This window comes from Bradyrhizobium sp. WSM4872 (assembly GCF_055811715.1).
Map to the genome: position 1 here is coordinate 80,947 of NZ_JBVVPT010000028.1, position 22,477 is coordinate 103,423.

Annotated in this window: 18 protein-coding genes; 6 read left to right on the plus strand and 12 right to left on the minus strand. The window is 64.7% G+C overall.

Translation table 11 applies throughout. The features are described from left to right. The first annotated feature begins 3 nt into the window (after positions 1–3). Positions 4–741: an ABC transporter ATP-binding protein gene (locus tag AC0L3C_RS28765; protein ID WP_473409589.1), complete on the plus strand. Its 738-nt coding sequence runs from the start codon at positions 4–6 to the stop codon at positions 739–741. Next, on the plus strand, positions 738–2,609 hold the full coding sequence (locus tag AC0L3C_RS28770) for a bifunctional sugar phosphate isomerase/epimerase/4-hydroxyphenylpyruvate dioxygenase family protein (protein WP_473409590.1): 1,872 nt from the start codon (positions 738–740) through the stop codon (positions 2,607–2,609). The genes AC0L3C_RS28765 and AC0L3C_RS28770 overlap by 4 nt, the downstream gene beginning before the upstream one ends. 199 nt (positions 2,610–2,808) lie before the next feature. On the opposite strand, the gene AC0L3C_RS28775 is transcribed toward AC0L3C_RS28770, so the two are convergent. Then, positions 2,809–3,981 (minus strand): ABC transporter substrate-binding protein, encoded by a 1,173-nt coding sequence (locus AC0L3C_RS28775; protein WP_473265860.1) that lies wholly within the window; start codon positions 3,979–3,981, stop codon positions 2,809–2,811. Positions 3,982–4,300: 319 nt separating this feature from the next. On the opposite strand from AC0L3C_RS28775, the gene AC0L3C_RS28780 reads away from it, so the two are divergent. Both AC0L3C_RS28780 and AC0L3C_RS28785 read left to right on the plus strand, forming a co-directional pair. Next, the gene (locus AC0L3C_RS28780; RefSeq protein ID WP_473409591.1) at positions 4,301–6,358 is read left to right on the plus strand and encodes an alpha/beta fold hydrolase; all 2,058 of its coding nucleotides are present in this window, start codon (positions 4,301–4,303) and stop codon (positions 6,356–6,358) included. A gap of 144 nt (positions 6,359–6,502) precedes the next feature. After that, positions 6,503–7,765: an NAD(P)/FAD-dependent oxidoreductase gene (locus AC0L3C_RS28785; protein ID WP_473265859.1), complete on the plus strand. Its 1,263-nt coding sequence runs from the start codon at positions 6,503–6,505 to the stop codon at positions 7,763–7,765. A 167-nt stretch (positions 7,766–7,932) separates the two neighbouring features. Here AC0L3C_RS28785 and AC0L3C_RS28790 read toward each other — a convergent pair whose 3' ends face one another. From AC0L3C_RS28790 to AC0L3C_RS28800, 3 genes are read right to left on the minus strand one after another with little or no spacing between them, the layout of a single operon-like run. Beyond that, positions 7,933–9,144 carry an ABC transporter substrate-binding protein gene (locus AC0L3C_RS28790; protein WP_473265858.1) on the minus strand — a complete coding sequence of 404 codons (1,212 nt, stop codon included), beginning with the start codon at positions 9,142–9,144 and terminating at the stop codon, positions 7,933–7,935. A gap of 57 nt (positions 9,145–9,201) precedes the next feature. Then, positions 9,202–9,525 carry a 2Fe-2S iron-sulfur cluster-binding protein gene (locus tag AC0L3C_RS28795; protein ID WP_473409592.1) on the minus strand — a complete coding sequence of 108 codons (324 nt, stop codon included), beginning with the start codon at positions 9,523–9,525 and terminating at the stop codon, positions 9,202–9,204. An 11-nt stretch (positions 9,526–9,536) separates the two neighbouring features. Continuing rightward, positions 9,537–10,757, minus strand: coding sequence for a cytochrome P450 (locus AC0L3C_RS28800; protein WP_473409593.1), 1,221 nt, complete (start codon positions 10,755–10,757; stop codon positions 9,537–9,539). 83 nt (positions 10,758–10,840) lie between these two features. Between AC0L3C_RS28800 and AC0L3C_RS28805 the strand changes: the two genes are divergently transcribed. Beyond that, positions 10,841–11,347 carry a MarR family winged helix-turn-helix transcriptional regulator gene (locus AC0L3C_RS28805; RefSeq protein ID WP_473284388.1) on the plus strand — a complete coding sequence of 169 codons (507 nt, stop codon included), beginning with the start codon at positions 10,841–10,843 and terminating at the stop codon, positions 11,345–11,347. Between the two features lie 381 nt (positions 11,348–11,728). Here AC0L3C_RS28805 and AC0L3C_RS28810 read toward each other — a convergent pair whose 3' ends face one another. After that, a complete protein-coding gene (locus AC0L3C_RS28810) occupies positions 11,729–13,585 on the minus strand; it encodes a feruloyl-CoA synthase (RefSeq protein ID WP_473409594.1) in 1,857 nt (618 codons plus the stop codon). A 305-nt stretch (positions 13,586–13,890) separates the two neighbouring features. On the opposite strand from AC0L3C_RS28810, the gene atzF reads away from it, so the two are divergent. Then, the gene (atzF, locus tag AC0L3C_RS28815) at positions 13,891–15,696 is read left to right on the plus strand and encodes an allophanate hydrolase (RefSeq protein WP_473409600.1); all 1,806 of its coding nucleotides are present in this window, start codon (positions 13,891–13,893) and stop codon (positions 15,694–15,696) included. Positions 15,697–15,867: 171 nt separating this feature from the next. Here the strand turns inward: atzF and AC0L3C_RS28820 are convergent, their stop codons facing one another. The 7 genes from AC0L3C_RS28820 to AC0L3C_RS28850 all read right to left on the minus strand — a co-directional run bounded on the left by AC0L3C_RS28820 (position 15,868) and on the right by AC0L3C_RS28850 (position 22,364). Continuing rightward, positions 15,868–16,590, minus strand: coding sequence for a GntR family transcriptional regulator (locus AC0L3C_RS28820; protein WP_473266955.1), 723 nt, complete (start codon positions 16,588–16,590; stop codon positions 15,868–15,870). 4 nt (positions 16,591–16,594) lie between these two features. Continuing rightward, positions 16,595–16,987, minus strand: coding sequence for an oxalurate catabolism protein HpxZ (gene hpxZ, locus AC0L3C_RS28825; protein WP_473409595.1), 393 nt, complete (start codon positions 16,985–16,987; stop codon positions 16,595–16,597). A gap of 1 nt (position 16,988) precedes the next feature. Then, on the minus strand, positions 16,989–18,386 hold the full coding sequence (locus AC0L3C_RS28830) for an AtzE family amidohydrolase (protein WP_473409596.1): 1,398 nt from the start codon (positions 18,384–18,386) through the stop codon (positions 16,989–16,991). 7 nt (positions 18,387–18,393) lie between these two features. Further along, positions 18,394–18,573 (minus strand): DUF4089 domain-containing protein, encoded by a 180-nt coding sequence (locus AC0L3C_RS28835; protein ID WP_007615797.1) that lies wholly within the window; start codon positions 18,571–18,573, stop codon positions 18,394–18,396. Between the two features lie 19 nt (positions 18,574–18,592). Beyond that, positions 18,593–20,338, minus strand: a complete 1,746-nt coding sequence (locus AC0L3C_RS28840) for a dipeptide ABC transporter ATP-binding protein (protein ID WP_473409597.1) — start codon at positions 20,336–20,338, stop codon at positions 18,593–18,595. A 103-nt stretch (positions 20,339–20,441) separates the two neighbouring features. Then, entirely contained in the window at positions 20,442–21,341 is a 900-nt protein-coding gene (locus tag AC0L3C_RS28845; RefSeq protein WP_473409598.1) for an ABC transporter permease, read from the minus strand. A gap of 9 nt (positions 21,342–21,350) precedes the next feature. Continuing rightward, positions 21,351–22,364, minus strand: a complete 1,014-nt coding sequence (locus tag AC0L3C_RS28850) for an ABC transporter permease (protein WP_007597968.1) — start codon at positions 22,362–22,364, stop codon at positions 21,351–21,353. Between the last annotated feature and the right edge of the window lie 113 nt (positions 22,365–22,477).

The following is a 22,477-nucleotide window of genomic DNA, read 5'->3' on the forward strand; positions in this document are numbered from 1 at the left end:
ATCATGAGCGATCCGATCCTTTCGGTTCACAATCTCGTCGGCGGTTACGGCAAGATGACGATCCTGAACGGCACCACCTTCGCCGTGCCGCAGGCCACCATCACCACCATCATCGGCCCGAACGGCGCCGGCAAATCCACCGTGTTCAAGGCGATCTTCGGCCTGCTCAAGCTGCGCGAGGGCAAGATCAACTTCGCCGGCCGCGACGTCACCCATTTGAGCCAGCGCGCGCTGCTCAATGCCGGCATCTGCTACGTGCCGCAGGGCCGCAACATCTTTCCGGAGCTGTCGGTGCGCCACAACATCGAGCTTGGCGGCGTTTCGGCGGGCAAGGGCATCGACCTGCGGAGCCGGATCGAGGCCGCTCTCGACCTGTTCCCGGCGCTGCGGCGGAAATCGACGCAGCAGGCCTCCACGCTGTCCGGCGGCGAGCAGAAACAGCTCGAAATCGCCCGCTCGCTGCTGCTCGAGCCGAAGCTCGTGCTGATCGACGAACCCTCGATCGGCCTGTCACCGCTGATGGTGCAGCAGACTTTCGATATCCTGAAATCCCTGCGCGACCGCGGCGTCACCATTCTGATGATCGAGCAGAACGCACGCTCGGCGCTGGAGATTTCCGACATCGGCATCGTGCTCGAACTCGGCCAGACCCGCATGATCGACGGCGCGAAGCGCATTTTGAATGATCCCCGCATCGGACAATTGTTCCTGGGCGGAGCGATGGAGGAGAACGCAGCATGACCAAACGCTCGATCGCAACGGTCTCTCTCTCCGGCGCCCTCGACGAGAAGCTCCGCGCCATTGCAGCCGCCGGCTTCGACGCCGTCGAGATTTTCGAGAACGATCTGCTGTCGTTCGGCGCCGGCCCGCGTGACATCGCAAAGCTCTGCCGGGGCCTCAATCTCGAGATCTGTGCGTTTCAGCCGTTCCGCGATTTCGAGGGCATGCCGGAGCCGCAGCGGTCGCGCAACTTTGCCCGCGCCGAACGCAAGTTCGACCTGATGCAGGAGCTCGGCACCGACCTGCTGCTGATCTGCTCCAACGTGTCGCCGGCCTCGCTCGGCGGCATCGACCGCGCCGCGGATGATTTTCGCGAGCTCGGCGAGCGCGCGGCCAAACGATCTTTGCGCGTCGGCTACGAGGCATTGGCCTGGGGACGCCACGTCAACGACTACCGCGACGCCTGGGAGATCGTGCGCCGTGCCGATCACCCCGCGATCGGAATCATCCTCGACAGCTTTCACGCACTGGCCCCCGGCTTTCCGGTCCGCGCGATGGCCTCGATCCCCGGTGACAAGATCTTCCTGGTCCAGCTTGCGGATGCGCCGAAGCTCGAGCTCGACATCTTGTCGTGGAGCCGGCACTTCCGCTCCTTCCCCGGCCAGGGCGATCTCCCGGTCGGCGAGTTCATGGCGGCGATCGCGGCGACCGGCTACGCCGGGCCACTGTCGCTGGAGATCTTCAACGACCAGTTCCGCGCCGGCTCGGCCGTGCAGACCGCGGTCGACGGCCTGCGTTCGCTGATCCTGCTGGAGGACCAGCTTGCACCGGATTGGCCAAAGCTCATCAGCGAACCCTTGGCGCCCAAGCCCAAAAGTGGAGGCACGGGATTCATCGAGTTTGCCGTCAACGAGACCAAGGCCGGCGAACTCGCCCGCCTGCTTTCGCAGCTCGGTTTCCGAAAGACCGGCAAGCATCGCAGCAAGGCGGTAGAGCGCTGGTCGCAGGGCAAGGTCGAGCTCGTCGTCAACTCCGAGACCGACGGCTTTGCGCATTCGCACTACGTGACGCATGGCCCCGGCGTCTGCGCCATCGCGCTCGATGTCGACAATGCCGGCCTTGTTATGCAGCGCGCCGAGACACTGAAAGCGCGCACCTTCTACCAGCCGGTCGGACCGGGCGAGTTGGAGATCCCCGCGATCCACGGCGTCGGCGGCAGCCTGCTTTACTTCCTGGACCAGGCCGGCAAGAACTGGGACACGGATTTCGAACAGGTACCGAGCGACGCCGGCGCCGACGCCCTGCTCGCCGTCGATCACATCGCGCAGTCGATGCCCTATGACGAGATGCTGTCGTGGCTGCTGTTCTACACCGGCATCCTCGACCTCGAGCGGCTGCCGCAGATGGAGATCGCCGATCCCAGGGGCCTCGTGCAAAGCCAGGCCGTCATCAACGGCGACCAAAGCCTGCGCTTCGTGCTCAACGGCTCATCCGCTAACCGCACGCTGCCGGCCCGCTTCATCTCGGAGTTTTTCGGCTCGGGCGTGCAGCACGTCGCGTTCACATGCCGGGACATCTTTGCGGCGGTCGCGGAGATGCGCAAGCGCGGCGCGGATTTCCTGGATATCCCCGACAATTACTACGACGACATCGAAGCCAAATACGACCTCCCACCCGAGCTGATGGCCCAGCTGCGCGCCAACCACATTCTCTACGATCGCGAAGGCGACGGGGAGTTCTTCCAGGTCTATACCCACATCTTCGACGAGCGCTTCTTTTTCGAGATCGTGGAGCGAAGGGACTATCAGGGATTCGGCGCGGCCAATGCCGGCATCAGGCTTGCGGCGCAGGCCCGAGAGGTGCGGCCTGTGAGCATGCCGCGGGTGTAGAATCTCTCCACGCCGTCATTGCGAGGAGCCTTGCGATGAAGCAATCCAGAATTCCTCCGCAGAAAGATTCTGGATTGCTTCGCGGCGCTCGCAATGACGTGGTGAGAACGTGAGAGTTCGGCGACTGGGCAGCTCGTAGAGACAGCCCCTCACCCCTATCCTCTCCCCTTAAGAACGGGGAGAGGGAGAAGCAATCAGCTCACTTCATCGGGCACTTGTCGTGGAAGCGGTCCTGGTCGGCCGTGACGATGGTGGCGGCGGTCTTCAGCGTAAGCTCGCCCCCGGCGCCCTTCACCACGTCCTGCAAATAGAAGTTCTGGATTGGGATGTGGTTGTTGCCGTATTTGAAAGGGCCGCGCAGCGACTTGAAGTTGGCCTTCTCCATCTCGGCTTTCATCGCATCCTTCTTGCTGGTGTCGCCGCCGACGGCGACCACCGCGCTATTGATGAGCTGCGCCGCGTCATAGGCCTGCGCACCGTAATAGCTCGGCCGGGCGCCCGGATATTTCTTGCGGTAGTCGGCGACGAACTTCTTGTTCTGCTCGTTCGGGAGGTCGTTCACCCACTCCTGCGCACCAGACACCCCGAACGCATTCTCCTTCTGCAACGGCAACGTCGTCTCGTCGACAGTGAAGGCGGTGTAGAGCGGCATGGTGCTCTTGAGGCCGGCCTGGACATATTGATTGAGGAACTGCGCGCCGGCCGCACCGGGATAGAACACGAAGATCGATTCGGCGCCGGAGGCACGGGCTTTCGCCAGTTCGGCGGAGAAGTCGAGCTGGCTCGGCCAGACCGTATACTCCTCGCCCTTGATCTCGCCTTTGAAGGTGCTCTTCACGCCCGAGAGCATGTCCTTGCCCGCAGCATAGTTCGGGCCGATCAGGAACACGCTCTTGACGCCGTTCGCGTTCATGTAGAGGCCCATGGCGGCCGGCGTCTGGTCGTTCTGCCAGGAGGTCGAGAACACATAGGGCGAGCAGAGCTCGCCGGCGAGCTGGGACGGGCCTGCATTGGCCGAGATCAGGAAGGTCTGCGAGTCCACCGCGGTCTTCAGCGAGGCCAGCAGCACGTTCGACCAGATGTAGCCGACGATGAAATCGACCTTGTCGGACTGCACCAGCTTCTCGGTCTTCTGCTTGCCGACGTCGGGCTTCTGCCCGTCGTCCTCGTAGATCACCTCGACCGGCTTGCCGTCCATCTTGCGGCCGAGGTGATCGAGCGCGAGCTCGAAGGAGTTGCGCATGTCGTTGCCGATCACGGCAGTCGGGCCGCTGAAGGTCGAAACGAACCCGATCTTGATGGTGTCGCCGGCGAATGCCGGGCCTGCCAGCACCAGCGCCGCTGCGCCCGCCAGCCAGAATGCCGTCCTCATAACCACTCCCCTCCATATTATTATGCCCGGAAGCGGGGTGATTGCCGCCCCGGGTCATCTCTATTGAACGCAAAATCTGTCGCGCCGCCAATGGCTCAGCGCCCGCCCCTGCACCATATTTCGCCGCGATCGGCGATAGCAAGAAATATAATTCTACTTGCGTGCCCTGCGACGCCATGTCTGTCCGCTCGCCCGGCGAGGGCGCACGCTCAACGTGCACCCGCGCATCATGATCCCTATAGCGTTCGGAAGCATTTGCCGCTCAGATGGGCAGCGATTTCCTCGAACCATTGCGGCGCATTTTTCGCGAGGTAATTCCATGAACGAAACGGGATTTGAGAAGCACGGCGATAGCCTGGAGCTGATTGTTGTTTTGCACGGCCTTAGCCTCTCCAGGAAGGCGATGGCAGGCGTGCTGGCGGCCATTCGTGCCGAGAAGAAGCATGCAGACATCTACTGTCCGAATCTCAGCTATGGCGGCGTGATCGGCACCCTCTCGCGCAGGCCCATCCAAGACATCGTCAGAGAACAGATGTGCGCCATCCGCAAGTTCTGGCAGCAGCGGAATGAGCGCGAGGATCAGAGAGCCTACGGGGAGATTACACTGGTAGGACACAGCATCGGCGGCGTGATCGTCCGCAAGATCACCATTCTGGCGTATGGCGAAACGCCCGGCACGCCGTTCGAGCCTGCGTTCGAGGCCTACCGAGCCCCCAGTGACTTCGCGCCTGCCATCAAGCGCATCATCATGCTGGCTGGCTTGAGCCGCGGCTGGTCCGTCGCGTCCGCCAAGAGCTGGTGGCAAGCATTCACCTGGGGCGTGCTCGAGGTTTACGGCGAACTCGTTGCATGGACGACAGGAAAGCCCTTTACGGTCTTCAGCGTGCGGCGCGGCGCTCCCTTCTTGGTCCAGACCCGGCTGCAATGGCTCGCGCTTGTGATGCGGCAAATGTGCCTGCAAGGGAAGTGGAAACCGGCGACGTCAGATTCCGCACGGTTTGAGGACGTCTGTCGAAAACTCCAGCCCGACTTCGACCTGATCCAGCTTCTGGGCACACAGGATGACACGGTGTCGCCGGACGACATGCTCGACAACAGCGTCGAGATGGAGAACAGCAACTACTTCGTCCAGGAGGTCCCTCACTCCACGCACGCGAAGATCATAGACATGGAGCGGCCGCCTCACCACGATGGAGCCGTCAGCGAGAAACGTGCGCTCGACTGGGACGACCCCAAGCATCAGCGCTATTTTCAGTTCACGGTGGCTCTCACCAAGAGCCGCGAAGAGTTGAAAAACATTGCGATCGCCTGGGAAGACGTCTCGGATGTGATGCCGGATGAACCCGCGTGGGACGTCACCGACGTCGTCTTCGTCATCCATGGTATCCGCGATAAGGGCTTTTGGACCCAGAAGATCGCGCGCCGCGTCAAGCAGTTCGCCCGGACCGATCCAACCAAACCAAAGCAACTCAACAAGCTTCCCTATCGCTCCGTGACAGCGAGCTACGGCTATTTCGCGATGGCGCCCTTTGTCCTGCAGCCCGTTCGGATCCGGAAGGTAGCCTGGCTGATGGATCAGTACACTGAGGCAAAGGTTCGTTACCCCAACGCCAGGTTCTCCTATGTCGGCCATTCCAACGGCACCTATCTCGTCGCCAGAGCGCTCAAGGACTACCCGGCAGCGAGATTCAACCGAATCGTGTTCGCCGGCAGCGTGGTGCGCAGCGATTGCGACTGGGACGCTCTGGCAACACCCGATCCGCAAGAGCTATGCCAGGCGCCAAGACTCGAAAGAGTCCTCAACTATGTTGCGACGAGCGATTGGGTCGTGGCGGCGTTCCCGAAGGCAATGCAATGGCTCAGGCCTATTGATCTTGGAGGCGCCGGCCATGATGGCTTCTATAAGGCCTATCCGCTTCGGCAGGCCGGGACGCTGGCGGCTGCCCGCGAAGCCCTGAGTAGCAAGCGGGTTCTGCAACTGCAATATGTGGAAGGTACCCATGATGCGGCCATCCGCGAATTGCACTGGGGCGACATTGCAAGTTTCGTCGTGACGGGAGAAATCCCCTGGCTGAACAAGCCCAGGACGCAGCAGCAAAGGAAGACACAGAGGAGTTTTCTCGACGACTTGGGGGGTTTCGCAACAAGTCAGCCGCTCTGGTCCAGAATCCTGGGAAAATCATCCCGCATCATATTCCCGATCGTCGTGGCTCTCGTCTTGTGGCTGGGCGGCTGGCTCGCGTGGCGAATCATCCACGTCCCCTCTTGCTCGGACCTGGCAACGTGCACGGCAGAAACGACAAGGGAGGTTCTCGCCCGCGTTTTGGCGTTTATTGCCTATCTTCTTCTGCTGCGCGTTTTGATCACCAAGTACTGACTGGAAGGGCATCTCGACCGAGAGTCCGGTGTGGCTACGGCCTTGAGCTCGGAGACCTTGAGCAATCAGCTGCGGTATTGGATGAGGACCCGGTCCTTGCTAAATAGATGGAGGGCACAAAGCTAGGTACGAAGGGCCGCCGTCATGACCACGACACCGCATCGCGTCGTCATCGTCGGAGCCGGTTTCGGCGGGCTGGAGACGACCTACCGGCTTGCCGGCAGCCCGGTCGAGATCACGCTGATCGACCGTCGCAACCATCATTTGTTCCAGCCGCTGCTCTACCAGGTCGCCACCGCCTCGCTCGCCACCAGCGAGATCGCATGGCCGGTCCGGCACCTGATGCGCGACCGGCGCGATGTGACGACGCTGTTTGCGACCGTCAGCGGCATCGACGCCGGCAGGCGCTGCGTACTGATCGACGACGGCAGCGAGGTGCCTTACGACACGCTGGTGCTCGCCACCGGCGCGCGGCATGCCTATTTCGGCCACGACGAATGGGAACAGTTCGCGCCAGGCCTGAAGACGCTGGAGGACGCGACGACGCTGCGCCGTCACATCCTGGTGGCGTTCGAGCGCGCCGAGCGCGAGACCGATCCCGAAAAGCGCGCGGCGCGACTGACTTTCGTCATCGTCGGCGCCGGCCCCACCGGCGTGGAGCTCGCTGGCACCATCGCCGAAATGGCGCACCACACATTGCCCGCCGACTTCCGCAACATCGACACCAACAAGGCGCGGGTGGTGCTGATCGAGGCCGGCCCGCGCGTGCTCGCAGGCTTTCCCGATGATCTCTCGGCCTATGCGCAGGCCTCGCTGGAAAAAATCGGTGTCGAGGTCGTGCTCGGACAGGCCGTCACCGAGATCAATCGCGAGGGCGTAGTGTTCGGCGGCAAGCTGCTCGAAGCCAAGACACGAATCTGGGCCGCCGGTGTGCGCGCCTCGCCCGCGGCCGAGTGGCTGGGCGCACCGGCCGATCGTGCCGGGCGCGTGCAGGTCGAAGACGATCTTACCATCCCCGGTCATCCCGAAATCTTTGCGATCGGCGATACCGTCTTGATCAACGCCTGGGACGGCAAGCCTGTGCCCGGCATCGCGCCGGCCGCCAAGCAGCAGGGCCGCCACGTGGCCGAGACCATCAAGGCGCGGCTGCGCCAGGAGCCGACCGGCCCGTTCCGCTACAAGCACTCCGGCAGCCTCGCGCAGATCGGCAAGCGGCTCGCGGTGATCGACTTCGGGCGCATCAAATTGCGCGGCACCATCGCGTGGTGGATCTGGGGCATCGCCCACATCTACTTCCTGATCGGCTTGCGCCACCGCCTCAGCGTCGCGTTGAGCTGGCTTTGGATCTACGCCCGCGACCAGCGCGCCGCGCGGCTGATCACGCAGGGAAGCAGCAAGGTGGTGTAGGTTGTTTCCTTCTCCCCTTGCGGGAGAAGGTGGCGCGAAGCGCCGGATAAGGGGTTCTCTCCACTCGCAAGACCATTCGTGAGGATAGAACCCCTCACCCGCCTTCGCTCACGCGAAGCCACCCTCTCCCGCAAGGGGAGAGGGTGCAGCTACGCTCTTGGCTACGATCACTTCACCAACCCGCAGCCACCCTCCGCCAGCGGTCGAAACGCCTGCTCCGCGGAGATCGTCGAGACCAGCTTGTAATAGTCGTACGGATATTTCGACTCCTCCGGCTTCTTCACTTCGAACAGATACATCGGATGCACGACGCGGCCATCCTGGCGGATCGTGGTGTCGCCGAACAGCTTGTCCTTGCCCTTGAACTTCTTCATCTCGGGCACGGCATCCTTGGCATTGTCGCTGCCGGTTGCGGCGACCGCGTTGAGATAAGCCAGCGTGGAGGCATAAACTCCGGCCTGGTTGCCGCTCGGCATCTTGCCGTTCATGCCGGGCCGCGCGGCGAACCGCTTGGCGAAGGCGCGGGTGTCGTCGTTCATGTCCCAATAGAAGGCCTCCATGAGCTGGAGGCCTTGCGCGACCTTGATGCCCATGCCGTGGACGTCGTTGATGAAGAGCAGGAAGGCGACGAGCTTTTGTCCGCCCTGCTGGATCCCGAACTCGGCCGCTTGCTTCACCGCGTTGATGGTATCGCCGCCGGCATTGGCGAGCCCGATCACCTGCGCCTTCGAGCCCTGCGCCTGCAACAGGAACGACGCGAAGTCGGACGTGCCGAGCGGATGCTTGCTGGATCCGATCACCTTGCCGCCATGCGCCTCGATGTATTTCTGGGCTTCCGTCTCGATGCCCTTGCCGAGCGCAAAATCGACCGTGAGGAAATACCACTCCTTGCCGCCGCGCGACACCATGGCGGCCGCCGTGGTGTTGCCGGTCGCCCAGGTGTCGTTGACCCATTGGATGGTGTTGGGCGAGCAGGCCTTGCCGGTGAGATCGGAGCTCGCGGTGGACGATGCGAGAAACGTCATGCGGCTGTCGCGCAGCAGCGTGTTGATGGAGAGGCCAACGGCCGAGTTCGGCACGTCGACGATGGCGTCGACGCCCTCGACATCGAGCCATTTGCGCGCGATGGCGTTGCCGACGTCGGCCTTGTTCTGGTGATCGGCATAGACGATATCGACCTTGATGCCTTTGCCGCCGCCGTTGAAATCCTCAGCGGCCATGCGCGCGGCCTCGACCGAGCCCATGCCGTTGGTGTCCTGGAAGATGCCGGAGATGTCGTTGAGCACGCCGACGCGCACGACGTTGTCCGAGATCTCGGCATTTGCCGCGCCGCCAATCAGGCTCGCCGCCAACGCAAGCGTCCACTTCAGATGTCTCATGGTTCCCTCCCCTGTTCGATGTGATGCCGCGCCGGTCGTTGCCGGCACGTTGAAGACTCAGACTTGCCGCTCCGGCAGTCTCAGCACGAGCCCGTCCAGCGCGGGCGTGATGTGGATCTGACACGACAGGCGGCTGTTCGGCAGCCGCTCGGTCGCGGTGCCGTCGAGCAGCGCGTCCTCGTCATCGGCCACTGCCGGCAAAAGCGCGAGCCAGGTGTCGTCGACATAGACGTGGCAGGTCGCGCACATCGCGTTGCCGCCGCATTCGGCCAGAATGCCGTCGAGGCCGTGACGGGTGGCAGCCTGCATGGCGCTCTCGCCGACGCTGATTTCGATACGCTCGGACTTGCCGTCGGGATGAATGAAGGTGATGGCGGGCATAGAACTCCTCGTCAGGCCGGAGTGATGGTCACAGGCAGGCTGTCGAGCCCACGCAGCGTGTTGTTGAAGCGGCGCTTCGGCTCGCCGGTGATTTCGATCGCAGCGATGCGCTTCGCCAGTGCGGTCAGCATCACCTCGCCCTCGAGACGCGCGACGAGCTGGCCGACGCACATGTGGATGCCGGAGCCGAAGCCGACATGGCCGGACGAACGCCGGGTGATGTCGTAACTGTCCGGCTTGTCCCAGCGCCGCGGATCGCGATTGGCGGCGGCGAGGAACATCAGCACCTTCTCGCCCTCGCCGATCGTTGCGCCGGACAGCTCGACCTCGCGCGTGGTGGTGCGGAAAAACGTCTGCACCGGGCTCTCGAAGCGGACGGCTTCCTCGAAAGCGTTGCGCGCCAGCGTGAGATCGTCGCGCAAGCGTTGCCACTGGTCGGGGAAGCGCGCGAGGCAATAGACGGCGGCGCCGATGCCGTTCACGGTGGTGTCGAGGCCGGCGGACAGCAGCGAGCGCACCAGCAGCGGCGCCTCGGTCGCCGTGATCTCGCCGTCGTCGACACGGGCGTGAATGCAGGCGCCGAAGCCGCCGGGCGCGAGATTGTCGCGCTGGCACTGCTCGGTGACATAGGCCTGGTGCGGCGCCGAGCGCGCGATCGCGTCCTGCCGCAGCTGGTTCGGCGGGCCGAACGCGTTGAAGACGAGGCTCGCATAGGGGATGAGATGCTCGCGGCCTTCGGGCTTCAAGCCCAACGCATCCGGGAAGATCGAGAGCGGATAGGCCTCGGCGAGATCGGTGATCGCATCGAAGCTGCGCTTCTCCAGCAGAGCATCAACACGTTGCTCCGCCGCCGCCGCAAAGCGGTCGCGCACCTGCTTCATCACGGTCGGCGACAGCACTTTCGACAGCACCGCGCGGGTGCGGGTGTGCGCGGGCGGATCGGCTTCGAGGATCAGGCTCGGCGGCCGCCACGGCGTCTCCTTCTTGAAGTCGGAGAGGCCGACGCCGCGGCTGGAGCAGAAGGTCGCGGGATCATTCAGCACGGCATGAACTTCGGCATAGCGCGCCACGCCATAGACGCTCCACTTGTCGAGATAGACGACAGGTCCGGCCTCCCGCAACAGCTCATGCGTGGGATAGGGATCGGCGAAAAACTCCATTGCGAAAGGATCGACGTCGAGATGCGGGACAGGCGACGAACCGGTGATTTCCGGGGAGCTGGAAGTGCTCATGGAAGTCCTCCCTCATTTTGAACTTGTGAAAGGGCGGCGCTTCCTCTTAGGTCTCCAGACACGCCGCGAGACAGAATCCCGACATGCCGCCGTCTTCGACCAGAGCCCGCCAAAAACCTGCGCCCGCCGAAACGGGACCGACGCTCGATCTCGACCGCTACGTCCCGGCGTTCATCACCTTCATCGCCAACAAGCTCTCCAACAGCGCCACCGCGTTCTATCAGCGGCAGTTCGGCGTCAACGTCACGGAATGGCGGATCATGTCGCTGCTGGCGATCGAGCCCGGCATCCCCGCCTCGCGCATCTGCCATGTCATCGGTTTCGACAAGGGCCCGGTGAGCCGGACGCTGGCCGGCCTGGAAAAGCGGGCGCTGATCTCGATCCGCACCGATCCCAACGACGGGCGCACCCATTCGATCGCGCTGACCGCGAAGGGCCGCGCCATCCATGACAAGGTGATCGTCGCGGCATTCGAGCGCGAACGGCGCCTGTTGTCCTGCCTGGACAAGGACGAGCGCGAGGTGCTGATCGACCTCTTGCGCCGCCTGCACGAGAATCTCGGCGCGGTGACCGGCAGCACCGAGACCTGACGGGCCACGCAGCGAGCTGCGGTCGCCGTCATGTTCACGCATGCGCAGGCGCTCGCCCGCGGCGCCCTCTCTGCCGAGCATTGCTTCCTCCGATCCGACGCGGCGGTTCCTTCCGCCGTCATCCTTGTCTGGAACGGTTCGCATAAATTAGTTGCCGAGGCAACAAAAGAATCATGCAGCAGAATGCGGCAGGTTGGCTGGCGTATTTAGGCTTGCCCAACTCTCGTGTCCCGGACGCGCTGCAGCGTGAAACGCTGCTGCGCAGAGCCGGGATCCATGCGACCGCGCGCATTAAGCAAGATAGGCCCCGGCTCTGCAGCGCATCACTGCGTGCTGCGCTGCGTCCGGGGCACGAGAGCAGCTAGCGCGGGCGTGGACGGGCTAACTGCCGCAACCGATCCACTCACCCGAGACATCGTCATCCAACCGCGCCAGGGCATCGGCGCGCCGCGTCAGCACGGCGCGCTGGTTGATGTAGCCCTTGTCGGTGATCTCGCCGCCGTCGACCGACGGCGGCTCCGCGAGCAGCAGCGCGCGCGTGGCGTGGCCGGAGGAATTGGCGCCGTGTTGCTTGAGCTTCGCCAGACCCTGCGCGATCGCGACTCTGACCTTGTCATGCGCGAGCACGTCGTTGACGCCTGCGGTCTCGGGCAGGCCGGCATGCGCGCGGCACGCAGAGATGTTGGGAAAGACCAGGAAGCGCACCTCGTCGCCGCCATGGCCGGTGACGACGATGTCCTGCGCGAGCGGCGCCAGCGCGGCGATGCCGGCGACGCGCAGCGTGCCGACATTGACCCAGGTGCCCGAATTGAGCTTGAAGTCCTCCGCGACGCGGCCGTCGAAGAACAGGCCGCGCTCAGGCCGGTTCGCATCGGCGAACTTCACGGCGTCACCGATAAGATAAAAGCCCTCGTCGTCAAACGCCTGCCTGGTCAGCTCCGGCGCCTTCCAGTAGCCCGGCGTGACGTTGGGGCCGCGCACACGCACCTCCAGTTTGTCGCCGGAGGTGACGAGTTTCAATTCGGTGCCGGGTATGGGCACGCCGATATTGCCCGAGCGCTCCGCGAGGAAATGGCAGTCGGTCGCCAGCGGCGATGTCTCGGTCGAGCCCCACGCCGAGACCATCGGCATCGCGCGGCCAACGGTCTTGATGGAGAGCTGTTCGAGCGCGTCCCAGAGATTCTGCGGCAGCGCAGCCCCTGCGTAGAAGGCGAATTTCACCTCGCTGAAGAAGCGGCGACACAACTCCTCGTCGTCGCGCAGCGCCGCAATCAACATGTCGAAGCCGCGCGGCACGTTGAAATAGACCGTCGGCATCACGCTTCTGAGATTGCCGAGTGACGTCGCAAACAGGCCGGGCGCCGGCTTGCCGCCGTCGATATAGAGCGAGCCGCCATTGCGCAGCACCAGATTGAAATTGTGGTTGGCGCCGAACGTGTGACTCCAGGGCAGCCAGTCGAGAATGACGAGATCTTCGCGCGCCTGTTCGAGAAAGGTCCACGTCTGGGCCTTGGCCTGCTGGCTGGACGTGAGCATGCGGTGGGTGTTGATCACGGCTTTCGGCGTGCCGGTCGAGCCGGAGGTAAACAGGAATTTCGCGATCGTATCGGACGTCACTGCGGAGAAAGCCGTTGCGACGTCGGGGCTCTCCGGCGTTGCCGCGATGGTGCGGAAGGCCAGCGCATCGGTATCGTCGGCATTGCCGCTGATGATCTGCGCGCTATGCAGGGGCTTGATCGCGGCCAGCGCCGCCGCAAACGGCCTCGTCGCGGAGACATAGATCGCGGCGGGCTCAAGCAGCGTAATCATGCTCTTGAGCTTGTCAAAATCCTTCGACATCAGCGAATAGGCCGGGGAGATCGCCGCCGAGGGCACGCCGACATGCTGGGCCGCGAGTGCCAGCAGCGCATGATCGACGCTGTTGTCGGAGAGGATCGCGAGCGGGCGCTCCGGACTGAGACCTTGCGCCAGAATCCATGACGCTGCCGCGCGCACCTGGCGCAGCGCCTGCGCATAGGTGACGGTGGTCCATGGCGCTTCGGCGCTGCCGCGCTCCGCGAGGAAAATCGCATCGGGCCTCTGCCTCGCCCATTGCTCTAGCCAGTCGCCGACGCAACGCGCGCCATTGCCCAGGGGCTCGGGCGAGCGCAGCACGATGCTGCCGTCGGCGCGATGGTCAGCTACGGTTCTGGGTGTCGCGAACAAGCTCGAAGCATCACCGCGAGGGGCGGCTGTCATGGTTTCCTCCTCGCCCGGAGCCGGGACCGGCCGCAGCCTCGTCCGGACCGCGTTGGCCGGCATGTTGGCCACGACAATTGTTGGGGCGCAAGCTCGGGCAGGGCGAGCTGCCCATTATTTGCGCAAATGCCCGTAACAGGGCGCTGACACGCGGGCCCGCCGGCGCTCGAATTATCCCACAAGCCACTGATCTCTCGATAATATCCGGAGCACTTGTCCTGCCCGAATTCTGTACACAATGGCACATCGCTTGCTTCGATCCGGCTGAAGAGACGTAGCCGGAGTTTGTCGACATGAGGGCTGAAATGGGGGCTGAGCAGCCTGAAACGATCGCCGCGATCGTGGCCGCGCATCGCGCGGGCACGCTCACCCCGGCGCAGACGGTCGCGCGCACCTATCAGCGCATCCGCGACCACAACGATCCCGCCGTCTTCATCAGCCTGCGCGACGAGAAGGACGCAATCGCGGAAGCCGAGAAGCTCGCCACCAAGGAGGCAGCCACCCTGCCGCTCTATGGCGTACCGCTCGTGGTGAAGGACAATATCGACGCGCTGGGATTTCCGACCACCGCGGCGTGCCCGGCCTTCTCGTACACCCCGACACACGATTCGACCGCGGTGCAGCGGCTGCGTGCCGCGGGCGCCATCATCATCGGCAAGACCAATCTCGACCAGTTCGCGACCGGCCTGGTCGGCGTGCGCTCACCCTACGGCATCCCCCGAAACGCGATCCGCGAGGACCTCATTCCCGGCGGATCGAGCTCGGGATCGGCCACCGCCGTCGGCGCCGGGCTGGTGCCGCTGTCGCTCGGCACCGATACCGCCGGCAGCGGGCGCGTGCCGGCAATGCTCAACAACATCGTCGGCCTCAAGCCGAGCCTCGGCATGATCTCGACCGCTGGCCTGGTGCCGGCCTGCCGGACGCTCGACTGCATCTCGGTATTCGCTTTGACGGTCGACGACGCCGCGCTCGCACTGTCGGTGATGGCAGGTCCCGACCAGGCCGATCCGTTCTCGCGCGACCGGCCGCTTGGCGCGCTCACCCCGCTCCCGGCAAACCTGCGCCTCGGCGTGCCGCGCAGCGGGCAGCTGATCTTCTTCGGCGACAAGAAGGCGGAAGCGGCTTACGCCGATGCGCTGAAGCGCTGGACCGCGCTTGGCGCAACGCTCGTCGAATTCGACCTCGAGCCGTTCTACGAGACGGCGCGGCTGCTCTACGAGGGACCGTGGGTCACGGAGCGTTACCTCGTGATCCGCGACCTGCTCGCCTCCGCGCCGGATGCGATCCATCCCGTGACGCGCGAGATCACCGCCGCCGGCGCGCGGCTGACGGCGGCGGACACCTTTTCCGCGCTCTATCGCCTGCAGGGCCTGCGCAAGATCGCCGAGCGCACCTTCACCAATATCGACGCGATGGTGTTGCCGACGGCGCCAACGGCCTACACGACCGCGCAGGTGCTGGCCAATCCGATCGAGCTCAACAGCCGGCTCGGCACCTACACCAACTTTGTCAATCTGCTCGACCTCTGCGGTCTCGCGCTGCCTGCGGCAATGCGCGCCGACGGCATCCCGTTCGGCATCACGCTGCTTGCGCCCACGGGCCACGACGCGCTGCTCGCGAGCATCGGCCGCGTGTTCCATGCGGACACCAAGTTGACGCTTGGCGCAAAGGGCGTAGCGCAACCCGCGCTGGCGTCGCTTGCCGCAAGTGGCAGCGACGAGATTCCCATCGCCGTGGTCGGCGCGCATCTCTCCGGCATGGCGCTGAACGGCGAATTGAAAGCGCTGAACGGGCGCCTGATCGAGGCGACCAGGACCGCGGCGGACTACAAGCTCTACGCATTGACGACCACGCCGCCGAAGCCGGGCATGCTGCGCGTCGAAACCGGCAAGGGCGCGTCGATCGAGCTGGAGATCTGGTCGCTGTCGTCGTCCGCCTTCGGCAAATTCGTCAACGCGATTCCCGCGCCGATGGCGATCGGCACGGTGCGGCTCGCCGATGGCCGCAGCGTGAAGGGATTTCTCGTCGAGCCCGAGGTGCTGGGCGAGGCGCGAGATATCACCGCGTATGGTGGATGGCGGAAATATATGGCGGAAGCAGCGAGGGCCTGAGCTCAATACCACGGTCGTCCCGGACAAGCGAAGCGCAGATCCGGGACCCATAACCACAGGACGAAGTTTGGCGAAGACTCGGAGTTACCATCTCGCGCCACAACCACTCCCTGGGGTTATGGGTCCCGGCCTTCGCCGGGACGACAGCGAGTAAATTGACCCGCCGTTGCCCTACACCGACACCGCGTAGATCTCGTACTCCCCGCGCACGAGCTCGATATGCGCGCGCATCGCGGCGGCGGCGCCCTGCTTGTCGCCGCGCATGATGGCGACGACGACGCGGTCGTGCTCGGCTTGCGACTTGGCGAGGCGGCCGAGGTTGCGGAACTGGGCGCGGCGGAACGGCTGCACGCGCACCCGCGTCGCCAGCGTGATCTCGGCGATGTAGCCGTTCTGCGATCCCGCATAGATCGCGTTGTGGAAGCGCTCGTTGACCTCGTGAAAACGCTCGGGATTGCCGGCGTAGCTCAACACCCGCAGCTCTTCGTGGATGGCCTCCAGACCGTGACGCTCGGCAGCCGACATGCGTTCCGCGGCAAGGCCCGCGCACAGCGCTTCCAGCTCCGCCATCGCCTCGAACATGCCCGTCAGCCGTTCGAACGAAGGCTGTGCCACCACCGCGCCGCGATGGGCGCGTGCTTCGACGAGGCCGCTTGCCACGAGCTGGCGCAGCGCTTCCCGCACCGGGGTACGCGAAACGCTGAAGCGGCGCGCGATATCGGTCTCATCAAGCGGCGCGCCGGGCGGCAGAGCTCCGCGTACGATCTCATCGGCGAGCTGCAGGCGCAGCTCCTCGGCGCGCGTGATTTTGTGGGCTGATGGCGACGCCCGGTCGACACGCGGCACCGCCGGTTCGGCCGGCAGCGTTCCGGGCGGAAGATCGTCAAGCATCATACGGTCAGGTCTCTTTCGACTCGTCGATGATGCTGACATGAGCGGCGACGACGCGCCAGCCCTCCGGGAATTTTACCCAGGTCTGCATCTGCCGGCCGACCTTGCCCGGCATCGTGTCGCGATAGAACAGGGTGGAGGCGACCGCCGTGTCGCGCCCATAGCTGGTGATCACGGTTTTCGCGGTGCGGCGGTTGAGGCCGACCGGCAAGCGCCCGGCGCGAAAGCCGGAGATCGCTTCATAGCCGTAGAGGTTCTCGCCGATGCCATAGCGCAGCGTGCGAGGATCGTTCCGGAAGAGCTCGCCGAGCACCGCGACGTCGTTTGTGATCAGGGCCTGCTCATAGCGCTCGAACGCGGCTTTGACGTCCGCGATCACGTCGGGGAGATCAATCTCCATCTCAAAATCCTTTTGGGCTGGGCGCGGCGGCGACGCCCATCTTCTCCAACGCGTACGCGACGCGCAACGCGATGTCCTCGCGCCAGGGCGCGGCGATGATCTGCACGCCGATCGGCAACGGCTCGAGCGGCACCGGGACGGCGACCACGGGCAGGCCGATGAAGGAGATCGGCTGGGTGTGGATGCCGATATTGGCCCGCACCGGCAGCTCGACGCCGCCAAGATTGAAATTGACCTGGCCGAGCTTTGGCGCGGTGCATGGCGTCGCGGGCGCAAGCAGCACGTCGACGGATTTGAAAATCTCCGCGAGCTGCGCGCGATACCAGCGGCGGAATTTTTGCGCGCGGTCGAGCAGCGGCGCCGGCACCATGGCGCCCGCGATCAGCCGGTCGCGCACGGCGGGATCGAAATCGTTCGGCCGCTTGCGCAGCCGGTCGAGATGCAGCGAGGCGCCTTCGGTGGTGGTGATGACATAGGCCGCCGCACGGGCCCGCGCGGCTTCGGGCACGTCCACCACGCGCGTTGCGCCCAGCGCCTTGGCGACGCGGCTGACGGCTTCGACGGCTTCCGGAAACAAATTGGTCTGGAAGTACCCGCCGGCGATGGCGATGCGCAGGTCCGAAACCGGATTGGCAAGCAGCGGCAGCGTCGGCTCCAGACCACGTGTGGTGGTGCAGGCGGCGTCGTCCGCATCCGGTCCCTGCATGGCGTCATAGGCCAGCGCGAGATCGGTGACGGAACGCGCGAACGGGCCGAGATGATCGAGGCTCGCGACGAACGGGAAAGAGCGCGCGCGCGAGAGCCGGCCGTAGGTGGGCTTCAGGCCGAAGATGCCGCAGAATGAGGACGGCACGCGGATCGAACCATTGGTGTCGGAGCCGAGCGCGATCGGCACCAGCGCGCCGCCGACGGCACTGCCGGAGCCACCGGAGGAGCCGCCGCTCATCCGCGTGGTGTCATGCGGATTGCGCGAGGGACCGTCATGGACGTTCTCGCCGGTGAAGTCGTAGGCGTATTCGCCCATGTTGAGCGCACCGACCAGCACGGCGCCGGCCGCTTCCATGCGCTCGATCAGCGTGGCATCGCGCGTGGCGGGCACGCGGTCGCGGTTGATCTTCGAGCCTGCGCGCGTGGCGAGGCCTGCGACGTCGAACAAATTCTTGACCGCGAAGGGCACGCCGGCCAATGGACCGACGGCCTTGCCGGCAGCGATATCGGCATCGATCGCGCGCGCTTTGGCACGGGCGCGATCGGCGGTGATGTCGGTGAAGGCGTTGAGGATGGTGTCGTGCTGCTTGATGCGCGCAAGCGCTGCTTCGGTCGCATCGAGCGCGGACATCTTGCGGCCCGCAACCGCGCTCGCGATCTCGGAGGCCGTCATCTCTGGCTTGGTCGTCATGGCGACGTCAGACCGTGAACACGGGCGCCGGCTCGGTCTCGTCCGGCAGCGCGAATTCGTCGACGAGGCGGCCGAGCCGCAGCGAGACCTCGAGATTGGCGCGAATGGACGACCTCCATGCTTCCTCGACGGGCAACGCCAACGCTTTCGTGACAGCGTCGATATAATCGTCCAGCGGTTCGGCCATTACGCTCCCAAACAAGCTCTCAGTGTGCGCCCAGTGTCTGCAGCGGCGGATGCGGGATCGCCGTCAGCAGCTCCTTGGTGTAGTCGTCCTGCGGATCGCTCAAGACCCTCTCGGAAGATCCTTCCTCGACGATTCGACCCGACCGCATGACAATGACACGATCGCACAACAAGCGCACTACGTTCAAATCATGCGAGACGAACAGATAACTCATACCTAGCCGCGCCTTGAGGTCCTGGAGCAGATTGAGGACCACCGCCTGGACCGAGACGTCGAGCGCGGCGGTCGGCTCGTCCAGGATGACGAGTTTCGGGTGCAGGGCAATGGCGCGGGCGATGCCGACGCGGGCCTTCTGGCCGCCCGACAATTGGTGCGGGAAGCGATCCAGCAGATTGTGCGGCAGGCCCACCATGGTGGCGAGCTCCTCGCAGCGGGAGCGGAGCGCGTCGCGCCCCCTGATGTCGCCGAGCTGCATGATGGGATCGGCGATGGCGCGCACGGCGGTGAAGCGCGGGTTGAGGCTGTCGGTCGGATCCTGGAACACCATCTGGATGCGGCTGCGCTGCGGCAGCCGGGCAAAGCCGGCGGGCGCGATGGCGCCGATGTCCTCGCCGTCGAACTGGATCAGGCCCGAGGTCTGGTCCAGGAGCCGCATCACCATCATCGAGGTGGTCGATTTGCCGCAGCCGGACTCGCCGACCAGGCCGACGCTCTCGCCGTGACCGACCGAGAAGCTGATGCCGTCGACCGCGCGGAACACATCCGGCTCCACCGGCGGCTTGCGGCCGAACAATTTGCCGAGCGTGGCCGTGGCGCCCTGACGGGGATATTCCTTGACCAGCTTGTCGATCAGGAGAAGGGGCTGCCCGTCCTTCTTGGCCTCGTCTTGCGAAGCCTGATGGATGGCCGGGTCAGGCCCGGCCACGACAGCTGCGCCCTCCTCCTCCGGCAACAGATCCCGCAGGCTCACGCCGAGCCTGGGCGTCGCGCGCATCAGCTTCTTCGTGTAGGGGTGCTGCGGGTTGGCGAAGATGTCGGCGGCTTTCGCGGTCTCGACCACCCGGCCCTTTTCCATCACCACGACGCGGTCGCAATAGGCGGCGGCCAAGCCGAGGTCGTGCGTGATCAGGATGGTGGACATCGCCTTGCGCTTGGTCAGCTCGACCATCAGATCCATCACCGCCTTCTGCGTGGTGACGTCCAATCCGGTCGTCGGCTCGTCCGCGATCAGCAGCTGGGGATTGCAGGCGAGCGCGAGCGCGATGACGACGCGCTGGCACATGCCGCCCGACAATTCGAACGGATAGGCGTGATAGCGCTCGCGCGGGCGGGCGATCTTGACCTGTTCCAGCGCCTCGATCGCCTTTTCGCCGCGGTCCGAAACCATGGCCTGCTGGACATGGGTGCGCAGCACGTCTTCGATCTGGTCGCCGACCTTCCGGATCGGGTTGAGCGCGGCGCGCGGGTTCTGGAAGATCATCGAGACTTCGCGACCGCGCAAATCGCGCATCTGGTCCTCGGTCGCAGCCTTGACGTCGATGCCCGAGAACATCACCGAGCCCTCGGCGATCCGCCCGGCACGGTCGAGGATGCGCATCACGGCATAGGAGGTCACCGACTTGCCGGAGCCGGACTCGCCGACGATCGCCAGCGTCTCGCCCTTGGCGACGGAGATGTTGACGTGCTGCACTGCTTTCACGATGCCGCGGCGGGTGGTGAATTCGACGGTGAGGTCCTGGACGTCGAGCAGCGGCTGGGCGGTCATGGATGCCTCCCAAACAAAAACATCGAAAACAACCCCATGCACAGTAGAACGGGATTGATTTTATTGGAGAATTTTGAGCGGAAATTCGCGCATAAACCAGCCATCACGTCCTCCGCTGGGGGTCGACGATGTCGCGCAGGCCGTCGCCGAGGAGGTTGAAGCAGAACACGGCGATCATCAAAGCGAGGCCCGGGAATAGCGCGATCCACCATTCGCCTGACACCATGAAGCCGGCGCCTTCGGCGACCATGATGCCCCATTCCGCCGTCGGCGGGCGGACGCCGAGGCCGATGAAGGACAGACCTGCGGCATTGAGGATGGCGTAGCCCATGGTCAGCGACATCTGCACGATCATGATCGGCATGATGTTCGGCAGGATATGCACGAGGAGAATGCGGAATTCGCCGTTGCCGGACAGACGCGCGGCCTGCACGAAGCCGGCGTTGCGGCGGACATTGGCTTCGGCGCGCGCGACGCGGGCGTAGAGCGGAAAGTTCACGATGGCCGTGGCCAGGATGATGTTCTGCACGGTGTTGCCGAGCGCGGCAACGATGCCCATCGCGAGCACGAACAACGGGAACGCCATGATGGTGTCGGCGATGCGGCCGACGATGCGATCGGTCCAGCCGCCGAAATAGCCGGCCGCGATGCCGGCGAGTCCGCCCATCAAAAACACCAGCACGACGGAGGCGACCGCGATGAACGTATCGAGCCGCGTCGCCACCACGACCCGGCTGAAGATGTCACGGCCCAGTTGGTCGGTGCCGAACCAGTGCGCGGCCGAGGGTGGCTTCAGCGACGCCGCGGTGTCGGACGCCAGCGGGTCATACGGCACCACATAGGGGCCGAAGATCGCGGCAAGGAGGATCACGATCAGCAACGCGAAGGCAAAACCGGTGACCTTGTTCTCGCCGAGCACGTAGCGGGTCTGTTCGAGGAGCGCGACGAACCCTGACGTCCGCGCGGGACCGACAGGTTCAACAGCAGGCGCAACGGAGCTCATTGTGTTCCCCTACCCTTCCAAGCGCACGCGCGGATCGATCACCCCATAAAGAATGTCGATCACGAGATTGAGCAGCACGTACATGACCGCCATGGTCAGCACGAAACCCTGCACCGGAGCGAAGTCCGACGAGATCAGCGCCTCCACCGCATAGGAGCCGATGCCGGGCCAGGCGAACACTTTTTCCACGAGCACGTTGGCGCCGAGCAGGAACGAGAACACCATGCTCAGCGTGGTGATGACGGGTAGCATCGCGTTGCGGAAGGCGTAGGTGACGATGACGGTCGCCGGCGACAGGCCGCTGGCGCGCGCGGTGCGCACAAATTCCGACGACAGCACCGCCAGCATCGAGGCGCGCGTCATGCGCGCGATCGGCGCCAGCGAGAAGATCGCAAGCGTCGTCGCCGGCAGGATGAGCTGGCTGCATGCCGAACGGAACGCCTCGAAGTCGCGCGCGATCAGGGTGTCGATCAGATAGAAGCCCGTCACCGTCGGCGGCGCGCTGTAGAACACATCGAGCCGGCCGAGCGGCGCGGGCGACCAGCCGAGCCGGAAATAGAAGACATAGACCAGCACCAGGCCGGTGAAGAACACCGGCAGGGACACGCCGGCCGTCGTCGTCACACGACAGAGATGATCGACCCACGATCCCGGCCGCGTCGCCGCCAGCACGCCGAGCGGGATGGCGATCACGATCGAGACGATGAGGCCGAGCAGCGTCAGCTCGGCGGAGGCTGGCAGGCGATTGCGGATCTCGGCCGCGACCGGCTGGCCCGTCGTGAGCGAGTTGCCGAAATCGCCATGGGCGAGATCGTTGGTGTAACGGAAGAACTGCTCGATCAGCGGCTTGTCGAGGCCAAGCTTTTTACGGATTTGCTCGACGGCTTCTTTCGTTGCGGCGGGGCCGGCGAAGTACGCAGCGGGATCACCCGGCAGCGCGCGTGTGAGCAGGAAAGTGACGATGACGACCCCGATCAGCGAGGGAATCGCGAACATCAGGCGCTTGCCGATCATGGTCAGCATGGGGTGCTCCTCCTTCTGCCTTGCAATTGGGAGCAAACTTGAACGGCCTGCGCCGCTGCGTTCCCTCCCCCCTTGTGGGGGAGGGGCAGGGAGGGGGGTAGCCGCGGATGCCG